Raw genomic sequence first — 11,812 nt, 5'->3', positions numbered from 1 at the left:
ACCCCCTTTACTCGGCCTGCTGCAGCTTGAATACGCTTATGGAGCGCTGCAGTTCATCGGCCGCGCCAACCAGTCGTTCAGACAACTGTTTCTGTTGCAGCATCTCGGTATTGGTTGCGTGTGTGAAGTCGTTAATGCTGCCAGCACGCTGGCGCAGATTCTGGGCCAGCTTTGCCTGGCCGGTTGCGCTTTGCGCAATACGTACCACGGATTCAACCAGAGATTGGGTCGTTTTGCGGGTTTCTTCCATACGTTCACCCGCCTGCTCGGCCAATCGTGTACCGGATACCACATCTTCAATTACGGTGTTTATGACGTGAATGGTATCAGCAGTTTCCAACTGAATATTGTTAACCAGGCTTTCGATCTCGGCGGTCGCTTCACGTGAGTTTTCAGCCAATCGCTGCACCTCATCAACAACAACCATCAGGCCGCGGCCGGCCTCGCCTGCCGAAGCGGCATGCATACTGGCGTTCAATGACAAAATATGGGTTCGTTCGGAAATGTTGTTGATCAGGCTGATAATACCGCCTATTTCCTGTGAACGTTCTCCCAGACGCTTGATGCGTTTCTCGGCCTCATGGATCGTCTGGCGAATCTTGTTGATACTGGCTACTGTTGCCGAAACGGATTCCTTGGCATTTTCTGTCGTATTGATCGCCTTTTGAGAGGCACTGTTGGTAACGGCTGCCAATTTGGCAATTAGTTGCATCGCCTGAATGGCTGAATCAAGGCCTTGCAGTGTTTCATTGATCTGCTCCTGTTCTTTACTGGCGTGCAGAAGCACCGCTTCGGACTGTGTTTTAACCTGTACCGAGGTGCTGTTGACCTCAGAGGTAACCGCGCTGACTTCACGCAATACGTTTTCAATCGAGTTGGTCAGCTGGTTGATGGAGTCCGCCACTGCACCGGTGATATCTTCTGCAACCGGTACGCGTACAGTCAGGTCGCGCTGACTGATCTTGAATACATTCTGAATCAGCTGAATGATTGAGTCGTTCAGTTTCTTGTTTTCTTCCGACTGGCGGGCAATTGCCGCCTCCTTTTCATCCAGCAAACTGTTCAGTACGCTTGCCATTTGTCCAAGTTCATCGCGGCTTTCCAACTCTGTACGTGCATCGGTATCACCATTACGTACCGCATTTACAGTGGCGTAGAGCTTGGCAATCGGATCCAGAACGCCGTGCTTGACGATTGCCATGGCGGCGATAAGGGCGAAGCTGAGCAGCAGCAATGATCCAAGAAACAGTTTGAGCATTTCCGCCTTGGCTTCGTTGCGTTGGGCAATGGCTTCAGCACTGTAGATGTCCGGCAGCAGTTTCAACACGATGTTTTCATGCTGCAGCGTGGCAAAAATGGGGCCGAACGCCTTTTGCAGTCGGAGTACCCGCTCCTTGCGTGGGGCTGACGAGGCTTTAACGGCATTCAGCTCTGCCAGAGCATGCTCAATGTCCAGTGTAGAAAGGCGATCTTTCAACTCATCGCCCCCGGGCAAATTGGTCAACAGAGCCGGTAATTTCTCAAGTTGAATAAAAAAGGCTTGAGTACTGTTTTCAAGCGTATTCAGAGACGCCACCGAAAGGGTCAGGCGAGCCCGCGTAAATGCCAGCTGCGCTTCATTGAGTTGCTGTGTCAAAACGGAAGCGACATTCGACACGGCACGGGTTTCAGCGTCAATGCGTTGCGATTCCTCATCAATAACGATGGTACGGTAGTAGGCAATTGCGATGGCTACCATACAGATGAGCAGCATAATGCCTGCTATCGCAAACTTGGTGCTTATCCGTATGCCTTGCAGGTTCCGTGAAGAAGTCATATCTGTTCCCTTGAAACGTATTGTTGGCTTTTTATTGTTGTTTGGAGGGTTGAAATTGCAGCTTTAAATGGTTCAGCAGCGCCGTGTGGTCAATTTCGTACCACCGTTGCCCGTTTTGTTGCCATGCTTGGCTGATAAAGGATGACAGGTTTGCGGGCTGATCGGTGGCGTTGAGATGTTCGACAGAGGAGAGGTCTGTTAACACGGTTGGCAGAGTCGGAATCATAAATCCTGCTGTATTGGGGTGAGCATCCAGCAGCAGAATCCAGAATTCTCGTTTCTGTCCTGCCCTGGGAATGTTCGTGTCAAGGTAACGTGCCAGGTCATAGACCGGAACGGCATGGCCGCGATGATTGATAAACCCGGCAAACCAGTCGGGGCAGTCTGGCAAGGCGCAAATGCTCTGCTTTGCCGCCAGTTCGCAGTACGTACCTGGCTGTAAAAGGAAATGATGGCCGCTAAGGCTGAAGCCGTGACGAATCTCACCAGATGCTGCTGCCGTTGTAGCCATGTCGGCTTGCAGCAGTCGGTCAAGCGTACTGTTGATATCGTCCATGATGCTCTCCTGTCAGCTGAAGGCCTTGACCTGATCCAGTATGTCCTGATCAGAGAACGGCTTGGCGACCAGTGCACTCGCACCCTGTAACTGCGCCCAAACTCGGTCTGCCTCCTGGTGCTTGCTGGATACGATAACGACCGGAATAGAACGGGTGCTTTCGGCGCTGGTGATATGCCGGCAGGCAGAGAAGCCGTCCACCTCGGGCATTACAATATCCATGAATATCAGATCGGGCTTTTCCTGCTCAGCCAAAGTGATGCCTTGCTGGCCGTTTTCGCCGACAAGAATCTTGGCGCCGGTTGTCTGAAGAATGGTTTGCAGGTGCTGCTGTTGAACAGGATCGTCTTCCACAATCAGGATTTTGTTGATGGCCATGGCAGATATCTTACTCCGGTAGATGAAACGCGTTATTTTCTGAATTCGCTGACCCAGCGGGAAACACGCCGAATCACTTTTTGAAACTCGGCATGCTCGATAGGCTTGGTCAGGTAGGTTGAAGAGCCAGCCATGATTCCCTTGACCTCATCCAGAGGAGATGTTTTCGATGACAGCATGATGATCGGTGTTTTCTTCAATGCTGGCATGGATCGCATGCGAGTACAGGTCTCAAAACCATCGATGCCAGGCATCATGATGTCGAGGAAAATAAAGTCATAATGGTTGTCGGCCACCTTGGCCAGAGCCGATTCACCATCATCGGCAAAGTCCAGATTTACTGGGTGATCCAGCTGTTGCAGTTCCCTGGCAAGCATCTGCTGCATTGGGTGGCTGTCGTCCACGACCAGAACGGCATAGGACGCATCAGTCACCGTCTCAGGGGCGGTATCTTTCAGCTTCTGGACCTCAGCGATGCGGGCGTCGTATTTGCTGAACGGGTTCTCCGTTTCCGCCTGGACATCAAGATCAATGGCATCCGGCTCAGAAAGTGGCCTTTCAGTGGCTTCGGCTACAGGTGTAGAGAGTGACGGTTCAAACGGTTGGTACTGTTCCAGTGTACGGATGACGCGGGATGAGATCAGAGGTGATTTGATGTGAGGCAAGCTGCTGTCATTTGGGCGGGCTTTGCTGACCAGGATCACCCGGCGGTGATATTCCTGTGGCAGTTCTGAAACCGCCGGTTGCTGCAGTAGCTCTGGCCCGAACACGAGAAGAAGGTCGGGTAACTCATTCTGATCAAAACTGACGAGCACAAGCGGCCGTTTTGACAGGCTGAGAATTTTTTCCAGTTTTTTCAGCTGATCAGAGGGGAAACCCAGCGTCCCTATCTTCATGTACTATCCCTGCTCGTCGGTCGCTCTACCAGTAGGAGTCAGAACGATTATTATTGTCGTGCTTTTGTATCAACCGATTGGTATGGGTTTTTAAAGCATAAAACAGAAGATGGCAACAGTGCGGTGGATAATTGTAATGCTGCTTAAGGATTGTGTAGCAATATAAAGACTTTTTGTGGAAATAGGGCATCCCGCGAATTCAACTCCCAAGCAAAACAACAGTAGACTGTATAAATTGATTCAGGGCTGGCATCAGTTTGTAGTGGTCAATCAATCATTCACAAACACCCGGGAGGAGTCCGGCATAGAGCTACCGAAGGGGCAAAGGACTCACGTATTGCAGTAACTTAAGTGAGGGAACTTTCGACCGTCCGCATGGATAGAGGTCAAATTTTGAATTTGAGGTAGGTGTTTCTTGCTTTTGGTTCAGTGGTTTCGGAAAAGCCCTGTGCTATGAGATCTGCGAAATTGTACCGGCAATGGACCGGAGGGAAGGGGCCTTGGGGTGACAGAATTCGCCTAAGTGATTGAAAATAATGGTGGGCCTTCCGGGACTTGAACCCAGGACCTGCCGATTATGAGTTAGTTGGGCTGGCGTTATGCCTCGTTATACCTCCTTCCGTGTAAACATACTATCCTATATAAATCAGTGCGTTGTATTTATACATAGTAATCTGTGCTAGTTCGTCGTTATACTAAAAACGCGTACATGACGCTTACAAGGTGTTTCGTGTACGCAAACGAGAGCGGCCGGCGACTGCGCCAACAGTCCCGACCGCGTGACCGACGTTCCAACTAGCAGGAGCAACGCCGATATGACCATTCTAACTGGATTCGCCGCCCATGTGGGTACTCACTGGAGGGCGCGAGCATGACCGTCAAGAAATACAGCATCACCAATACCGCCGCAGTCTCAGAGGCAAAGTTCCCGACACCAGATAGCGGACAGAGCATCTATTGGGACAAAACGCCGGGTCTTGGGCTTCGCATTACTGCCGCAGGATCACGGAGCTGGATAGTGCAGGGGCGGGTCAACAACAAATCTCGACGCTTCACGCTCGCCCCTATTGCTGAAATGACGCACATTGAGGCACGGGAGGAAGCCGCTAAGATTCGGGCCTTGATGCGCAAAGGCATTGACCCGCTCCTCGAAAAGAAGAAGCGCCAACAGGAGAATTTGGCTCAGGGTGAAACGCTCCGCCAGATCATGGAGGATTACGTGGCGCATAAGCGGACGAAGAACGGCCCGCTCCGTCCCAGTACCAAGGCGGATTACCGCTACTGTGTGGAGAACACGTTCTCGGACTGGGCTGACAAACCTGTGGCCACAATTACGCGTGATGCGGTAGTGCTGAAGTTCCGCGACCTCTCTAAGTCCGCCCCCGTACAGACGAACCAATCGTTCCGCTACTTAAAGGCCCTGCTGAACTGGGCGCGGGAGAAATATGCAGCACCGGATGGCACCTATACCATTCTGCCCGTCAACCCCGTTTCAATGGCCATCAGAAAGGGCGGGCTGGTGCAGTGGAATCCTGAGAAGGCGAGGGACAGCCGTATCCCGAAGGCGAAGATCGGCGCGGTGTGGGCGATGCTTGAGGATCATGGCGACCCAGACAGGAATATAGCCACTACCTGTACCAGCGCCGACATGATCGCCTTTATGCTGCTGACCGGGGCAAGGGTTTCCGAGGCCAGTATGCTGACCTGGGACAGGGTCAAGCTCGATGCGGACGTGCCGACTTTCTACCTTGATATAACGAAGAACCACAATCCGATTACACTGCCAATCGGCGATGCCCTGCACGCGGTTCTGACTCGCCGGAACGAGGCACGCCGTAAAGGGAATGATTACGTGTTTCCCGCCATGCGGGGTAAGACCGGATACTTGAAAGACCCGAGGGCGTTACTCAAGAAAGTCTCAGATATTGCAGGGGATCACATTCACCCGCACGCGCTGAGGCGCACGTTCTTGGATGTGGCGCAGATTGTGGGCGTTGATTCCGATCAGCGCAGGCAGTTATCAAACCACCTCGCCAGTGACGTTCATGGGACGAACTACGAGAACAACCCCGACCCGTCAATACTGATGCCTGCCGCTCAAAAGATAGGCTCTTGGATTACGGGGCAAGGCAGCGCGGCGCGGGCAGCGGCGAAGGGTGACAACGTGGTGCCTATGAAGGCATAGAGGATGGGTGAACAGGTGTTGCATTATAGTAACGCCTGTTCACTAACTAATTGATAATAAAGTAAAATAAAGCGGAAACCGCTTGCGTATCTGCACGTATAAAGTTACGTTAGTACGTATATCGCAAGGGGCTGCACAGAGCGCCTATAACGAAGAATCTGTGACGTAACCCCAGCCGGTGGAGCAAGAGTAGCCAGCCTCCCAGGACACCGGACACAGGCCGTTCCCGTCAGTGGCCGAGTGACCATAATAAATCCCAGACGGCAAGCATTTGCCTGCCGCTGCCCTTACATAATCTCGTTGCGGTAGGCCTAATAAAAGGTCTTGCCTCATGTCAGCAGAACTCGCCAAGAAAAAACTCATCACTCCCGAGCAGTTAGCCATATGGCTCGGCCTTTCGCTTAATACGGTCAATCAGTGGCGCTACTTAAAGCGCGGTCCTCGTTTTCTGAAAATCGGAAAGAATGTTCGCTACTCCGAAGAAGACGTGATGGAGTGGCTTGACCAGCAAACACGTACCGGAACGAGCCATCAAGGCCACCAATCCTATTAGCGCAAGGTATGGGTGTAACTATGTGCCTTTCGCAAATTATAGAAGTGCGCCAACCCTTTGCCGTCACTCCTGACGGGTCGAGTAACTGCGCTGTAAACAATTCAAGAAAAAGGGCCACCGGAACGCACTGTTTTCACAATGCGGTGGCGTGTTCCGGCAGCCCTTTGCTCGACAGGAGTGATTAATAATGCCAAGCGAAAATACTATAGGGCAGCCACCGGAGGCCAAGCTAGATAACTTTGGGAATGGCAATGCGGATCACGGCAGGGAGCAAGCCGCCGCATTGCTCGCCGCGCACAACGGCACACAGGCCGAGATCGAGTCTGACCAGTACGTTATAGAGGGTGAGCAGCCTATGCGCTGGCCTTCCGGCGTTACTGGCCGCATAGCGAAGGCGATTCACCGCGCCAGCTTTTTGCCTCAACAAGAGGTTGCCATTGTTGCCGCGCTGGCGGCTTTGTCAGGAGTGATGGGGCGCGCCTACCGGACGCCGACAGGTGCAACGCTCAGTCAATACTATCTGCTGGTTGCACCGACTGGTTCCGGCAAGGATGCCATCTACAAATGCATACCCAAGCTCTTGAGAGCTTCCGGTTTTCCCAGTGCTGATAGGTTTGCAGTGTCTGAGCGCTTTGCTAGTGCCCCAGCGCTACACAGGCGCATTCTGGAGACCCCCGGCTTTCTGGCTCTGCATCCTGAATTCGGTAAGCGACTGGCCACAATAGCATCACCGAGAGCCAAGGGCGGGCACGATCAGCAATTCGGCGAGTTCCTGACAGCCGCTTATGAGAAGGAATTCATGGAGGGCATTACCCGCAGTGGCAAGGATGATTCGCTCCCTGGAATGGAGTGGCCTGCGCTGTCCTTCCTAGGTGAAACGACACCGCAAACGTTCTACCGTGCCCTGACCGTTGAAATGATGGAGGACGGCTTCTTCTCCCGCTTTCTCACAATGGCTGTCACGTCAGAGCGTCCCCCATCCAACCATGATGCCAGCCTGCAACTGGACTCCTTCGCGTTTGACCAGTGGAGTCTGATTGTCGAGATGGCTCTTGATATTAACAACATCCCACACAACCTCCCGCAAAACGTAATGCTGGCTGGCAACCCTCCACCCTTGCAGCCAGTGCAGGTGCAGTACAGGCACGCCGACGCTAAGGCCGACTTTAGTGAGTTCGAGGAGCAATGCAGGCAGCGTGTCAACGAGGCAAACAGGAACGGCGACTTGTTCGGGGCAGCCGTATGGAATCGGGCGCACCTCAAGGCGTTGAAAGTGGCCTCTCTACTTGCGGTAGCTGATAACTGTATGAGCCCCACGATAACGGGCGCCCATACAGATTGGGCGATCTACCTTGTCGAGCGTGACGCTAAAACCTTCTTGGATAAGGTGGACTCTGGTGATGTGGGTGATGGTGACGATACTCGCCAGAAGAAGGTATTGGAGGTCTGCTTGCGGGTCATAAAGGGTGAGTTGAAGGACAAGCGCCCGCGCATGAACGAGGATGGAATCATTACTCGGCGCGTACTCCAGTCCAACACCTCACGGTTAGCCCCTTTCAAAAACCATCCGCTCGGTGGTGCCAAAGCACTAGACGAGACGATCAAAACACTGGTCAACGATGGCCGCTTGATGAAGGCAGACAAATACAAGATGGCTGAAATCTACGGGGAGCAAGGAGACTGCTATCGGTACATTGACGACTGAGGGGGCGGGCTGAACTATGACCACATGTGACACATCTGCCAGCGCGGCAGTAGTGGGTGTAGCAGATCGGGCTATGGGGTGTAGTAACTATCGTCGCGGTAAGTGTTTGTTTTATATGCATTCCCTGCGTCCGGTAGTGAGTGTAGTGGGTGTAGTACATGGTCGCACTGTCGCTCTATAAAGGACATAAAATAAAGAACAGTAATACTCCATATACTACAACTACTACACATACTACACACACTGTTAAAGCACTGTTTTTACGGAGTTTTGTCGGTAGTGCCGAGTCGCAGCGCCATCACTACAGCCACTACCGCCGCAAGGCATCATTTCCACTGTGGTTACGCCTTCACTCTGCCGCTGATTCCGTTGAACTTGCGCCATGTATACAGCTCGCACATGGCGTTGTTGACGTTCCAGCCTTTGCCCTCTGCTGCTTCACGAATTTGCTTTGCAGTTGTGCCGGGGTGCGCGTCGAGGTAGTCCCATACGGCAGCACAGAGACCGCCAGGGGCTGGACGTTTCACGCCGTTCTGTTCTTCGCGTGCTGGCTTGGGTGCTGCTGTGGTCACTGGCTTCTCAAGAATGACCCATTCGCCGGTACCCAGTTCGGCCTCCTGCACTTCAAATCGCTTGGCGTAGTCCTTCCCATGAATGCGGCGGGCTGCTGCTTGGGCTGATTTCTTGCTGGTGTAGGTTTGCGTCGTCATTGTCGTTGCTCCGGTGTTTGTTGATGACAGGCACACGCTATGACGCATCTCCGGTGACCGGCAACGACTTTCGTTGATGCAGTGGGATTTGCCGAACCAGAAACGGGTAGTTATAGGTTCTTCGTTTGCAAATAGATTGATAAGTAATTGTTTTTAATAAGAAACTGCTAGCTGAACTATTTGTTTTTGTCCTAGCTTATAAGCCTTAAGTAACTATTCGCACAACAGGAGCACCCAAAATGGCTATCAACGGCGAAGTAAAACTGACCGTATCCCCGACGTTGCACCCCGCAAACATCACGAGCATCGACGGATATGATGCTGCTAAGGGTTACGTCGCAGACGCGGTCACGACACTGGATTCGGCTCACCAATCGGTCGCCCACGTTATTGAGGCACGGCAGAAGGTGAACCTTGACCAAAGCCGGACTGACCGCGCCAAGGTTTTGATGACTGCCCAACTGGCGGACAAGTATTCCGAGAAGCTGCAAAAGCAGTTCGAGTCGTCCTGGGGCAGGTTGGACAAGGCGATTCAGCACACTGAACAGGAACTTTCCCAGCCACTACAGCAGCAGGCGGGCGCTGGAACTGTGAACGGCGAGATTCGCGCTCACGCAAAAGCCCTCAGCCGGGATGAGCGTGTGAAGCTCCTAACTGTGGCAATCGAGAGCGGCGACATAACCACAGCAGGGGCAATCCTCGGCGCTCCTCCGTACCTGAGTGGCCTTTCGGATATCGAACACAAGCATTTCACACGCCAGTATCACGAAGCGACCAATCCCGAGATGGCCCAGCGTCTCAAGGTGATGCAGGCCACACGCGAGAAGCTGCAACGCGCCCACCCGGCATTGCTACAAGAACTGGAAAAGGCAGTCGGGGCAAGTCGCCGTGACGTGGAACGTCTCCAAGCCGCCACCAACGAGGCTGAGGCTGCTCTGGTGATGAAGGACTTCAATCCTGCCGAACACTGATCCGGCGCTGATGTAATCAAAGGTTTCGACTATGACCAACGCACAAGAAAAGCCGGAATGGTTGGAGAACTGGAAGCCTGATCCAGATGCACCTAAGACCGGCAATCCGAATTGGCAGAAGGGAATGAAAAGCCCCAACCCGAAAGGCAGGCCAAAGGGGATCGTTGATAAGCGCCACAAGGTGACACAAGCCATGCTCAGCGATGCCCACGAGATTGCGGGCGTAGTGGTAGCCAAGGCCAAGGAAGGCGACCTACAGGCTGCCTCGCTCGTGCTGGCGCGGGTTATGCCCACACTGGCTGCACAAGCTGAACGGGTTGAGTTTGACCTTGACCCATCTGCACCGCTTGCCAAACAGGTCGAGCAGGTGCTTTCCGCCACCGCAAGCGGGGAGCTGTCTACTGACCACGCTGAGCGGATCATCAAGGCGATTGGTGCGCTGGGTGCGATCCGGCAAATGGACGAGATCGAGAGCAGGCTGGCAGCGTTGGAGGGTCGATAATGAATATCACATCCAGACCAATTCCAGCCCACAAGCTGCCGCCACCTTCGGGCACTGACCCTATCTACCTGCAATCGCTTCTCGACAGCGCGATTGAGCAATTCCTGCTGGCAGATTCAGACGATGGAAGGCTCCCGTACTTCGCTTATATCGAAGAAGTGAAAATCCAATTACGAAAGGCGCTAGGTCATGTCTAGTTTGGGCTGGGTCAAAGAGCTTGCAGAGGCTACAACAACGCCACCCGCTGAGGTAGTGCCCCAGCTTTCCCCGTTGGGCCATACACGCGGGCAGTTGCTTGAACAGCTTGCCAGCGCCAGTGCCCAGCCTCAGACGCCTGTGGTCAGGGCATATATCGCCGTGGCACGGCGCAGGCTGGGGGCACTATGAGCACCAACAAACATTATGACATTGAGTATCAATGGGACGGCTATGACGAATTCGAGCCTATCAAGCCTGCGCCTCAGTCCCGTGTAGCTCAATCGAAAACAAAAGCCTGGTCTGCAATTCAGGCTTTCAACGGGGTGACAACGATCATCAAGCGAGAAGATGGGGAAGTGGTGGCAGTTCCCGGTCGTGCGGAGATCGTCGGCACCTATGACCCCTCTGTACCAATCAAGCAATTCAGGAGTGACTGCGATGCAACGTGAAAAGATCAAGATTGAAGGTGACATGCGTCTGCCGACCGACGGTATGAAGGTTCACCGTTGGGACAACATGACAACGTTCTATCTAGACGAAGGCCAACTGCACTGGCCACATGGCGACTGCGAAACAGTGCCCGCCCTCTACATCGAGGCTGGCGGTGACGCGATGGTGCGGTGCGCCGAGAAGCTGGAGGACGTTTGGAAGATTGCGATTAATCTCTGCGTCAGTATGCAGGTCTTTGACAGAGAAAAGCCGTGGCTCTGGAAGGAGCACGAAGGCACGATTATTGAGACGCGCATTCCTCGCGACGAGGCTGAGACCTTTACCGCGTTCAACGGTGCAGCCGATTTCATTGCTTGCCGTCATCCGTCCCATGAGGTGCGGGTCGAAATGATTGCCAAGCTGGCGGGTGTGGCATGAGAGCGCGGGTATCAATGGCCACACTGAAGCGGCTGGAGGCCTTGGAGCAGGTGCGTGGTCAAAGGAAAGTCGTGGCCCTGTTCCCTGAGCTGATGCCCGTTGACGAGTGGGGAGCTATTGCCAGCAATATGCAAGCGGAACTCAAAGCGAATATCAAGAAGGACTGCCCGCCGCACTACGACAAGCGAGACTTGAGCCACCTCGTTCTTGTCGCCAGCGGGTAGACGTATCTCCGTCCAGGGAGCCGCTCAAGGATGAGTCGTGCTACAGGAAACCGACGCACGATAAACCATCGGAACCAGCTGGGGCAGACACCGCTCCACGACCTGCGACCCAGCCTTCAGCGCCCCTTGGCAGCAATGTCTCGGGGCGCTGTCGTTTGCGCTCGCTGTGCGCTGGCACAGGCGACGATCGGCAGGCCACCAGTACGCTAGCGGCGGTGGCAGGTGATCGTGCTGCGTGCGCAAGGTTGGGC

Annotated in this window: 15 protein-coding genes; 10 read left to right on the top strand and 5 right to left on the bottom strand. The window is 53.7% G+C overall.

All coding sequences use genetic code 11. The features are described from left to right. Positions 1 to 7 precede the first annotated feature (7 nt). Genes ABIE61_RS12050 through ABIE61_RS12035 form a run of 4 tightly spaced genes read right to left on the bottom strand, consistent with a single transcriptional unit; the run spans position 8 to position 3,646 of the window. Positions 8 to 1,816: a methyl-accepting chemotaxis protein gene (locus ABIE61_RS12050; RefSeq protein ID WP_354409799.1), complete on the bottom strand. Its 1,809-nt coding sequence runs from the start codon at positions 1,814 to 1,816 to the stop codon at positions 8 to 10. 31 nt (positions 1,817 to 1,847) lie between these two features. After that, positions 1,848 to 2,372, bottom strand: a complete 525-nt coding sequence (locus ABIE61_RS12045; RefSeq protein WP_354409796.1) for a chemotaxis protein CheW — start codon at positions 2,370 to 2,372, stop codon at positions 1,848 to 1,850. A 12-nt stretch (positions 2,373 to 2,384) separates the two neighbouring features. Further along, positions 2,385 to 2,750, bottom strand: a complete 366-nt coding sequence (locus tag ABIE61_RS12040; RefSeq protein WP_354409793.1) for a response regulator — start codon at positions 2,748 to 2,750, stop codon at positions 2,385 to 2,387. 32 nt (positions 2,751 to 2,782) lie between these two features. Next, on the bottom strand, positions 2,783 to 3,646 hold the full coding sequence (locus tag ABIE61_RS12035) for a response regulator (RefSeq protein ID WP_354409790.1): 864 nt from the start codon (positions 3,644 to 3,646) through the stop codon (positions 2,783 to 2,785). 871 nt (positions 3,647 to 4,517) lie between these two features. On the opposite strand from ABIE61_RS12035, the gene ABIE61_RS12030 reads away from it, so the two are divergent. The 3 genes from ABIE61_RS12030 (at position 4,518) to ABIE61_RS12020 (ending at position 8,089) form a co-directional block, all read left to right on the top strand. Continuing rightward, entirely contained in the window at positions 4,518 to 5,831 is a 1,314-nt protein-coding gene (locus tag ABIE61_RS12030) for a tyrosine-type recombinase/integrase (protein ID WP_354409788.1), read from the top strand. Between the two features lie 331 nt (positions 5,832 to 6,162). Further along, the gene (locus ABIE61_RS12025) at positions 6,163 to 6,384 is read left to right on the top strand and encodes a helix-turn-helix transcriptional regulator (RefSeq protein WP_354409786.1); all 222 of its coding nucleotides are present in this window, start codon (positions 6,163 to 6,165) and stop codon (positions 6,382 to 6,384) included. A gap of 187 nt (positions 6,385 to 6,571) precedes the next feature. Beyond that, the gene (locus ABIE61_RS12020) at positions 6,572 to 8,089 is read left to right on the top strand and encodes a DUF3987 domain-containing protein (protein ID WP_219017647.1); all 1,518 of its coding nucleotides are present in this window, start codon (positions 6,572 to 6,574) and stop codon (positions 8,087 to 8,089) included. A 341-nt stretch (positions 8,090 to 8,430) separates the two neighbouring features. Here ABIE61_RS12020 and ABIE61_RS12015 read toward each other — a convergent pair whose 3' ends face one another. Beyond that, positions 8,431 to 8,799 (bottom strand): hypothetical protein, encoded by a 369-nt coding sequence (locus ABIE61_RS12015; protein ID WP_354409784.1) that lies wholly within the window; start codon positions 8,797 to 8,799, stop codon positions 8,431 to 8,433. A 239-nt stretch (positions 8,800 to 9,038) separates the two neighbouring features. Here ABIE61_RS12015 and ABIE61_RS12010 point away from each other — a divergent pair, with 239 nt between their 5' ends. Genes ABIE61_RS12010 through ABIE61_RS11980 form a run of 7 tightly spaced genes read left to right on the top strand, consistent with a single transcriptional unit; the run spans position 9,039 to position 11,561 of the window. Further along, positions 9,039 to 9,770: a hypothetical protein gene (locus ABIE61_RS12010; protein WP_354409782.1), complete on the top strand. Its 732-nt coding sequence runs from the start codon at positions 9,039 to 9,041 to the stop codon at positions 9,768 to 9,770. A 31-nt stretch (positions 9,771 to 9,801) separates the two neighbouring features. Beyond that, positions 9,802 to 10,272 carry a DUF5681 domain-containing protein gene (locus ABIE61_RS12005; RefSeq protein WP_219017649.1) on the top strand — a complete coding sequence of 157 codons (471 nt, stop codon included), beginning with the start codon at positions 9,802 to 9,804 and terminating at the stop codon, positions 10,270 to 10,272. Further along, a complete protein-coding gene (locus ABIE61_RS12000; RefSeq protein WP_354409779.1) occupies positions 10,272 to 10,469 on the top strand; it encodes a hypothetical protein in 198 nt (65 codons plus the stop codon). Before ABIE61_RS12005 ends, ABIE61_RS12000 begins: the two co-directional genes overlap by 1 nt. Then, entirely contained in the window at positions 10,462 to 10,659 is a 198-nt protein-coding gene (locus ABIE61_RS11995) for a hypothetical protein (protein ID WP_354409777.1), read from the top strand. Before ABIE61_RS12000 ends, ABIE61_RS11995 begins: the two co-directional genes overlap by 8 nt. After that, positions 10,656 to 10,919, top strand: a complete 264-nt coding sequence (locus ABIE61_RS11990) for a hypothetical protein (protein WP_273133751.1) — start codon at positions 10,656 to 10,658, stop codon at positions 10,917 to 10,919. The genes ABIE61_RS11995 and ABIE61_RS11990 overlap by 4 nt, the downstream gene beginning before the upstream one ends. Beyond that, entirely contained in the window at positions 10,909 to 11,337 is a 429-nt protein-coding gene (locus ABIE61_RS11985; protein WP_354409774.1) for a hypothetical protein, read from the top strand. The genes ABIE61_RS11990 and ABIE61_RS11985 overlap by 11 nt, the downstream gene beginning before the upstream one ends. A gap of 14 nt (positions 11,338 to 11,351) precedes the next feature. Then, a complete protein-coding gene (locus tag ABIE61_RS11980; protein WP_273133754.1) occupies positions 11,352 to 11,561 on the top strand; it encodes a hypothetical protein in 210 nt (69 codons plus the stop codon). Positions 11,562 to 11,812 lie beyond the last annotated feature (251 nt).

Origin of the sequence: Marinobacterium sp. MBR-111, from assembly GCF_040547585.1 — a bacterium.
GTDB lineage: Bacteria > Pseudomonadota > Gammaproteobacteria > Pseudomonadales > Balneatricaceae > Marinobacterium > Marinobacterium iners.
The sequence above is the reverse complement of the archived record's forward strand: the minus strand, read 5'-3'. Positions and strand labels throughout refer to the sequence as shown.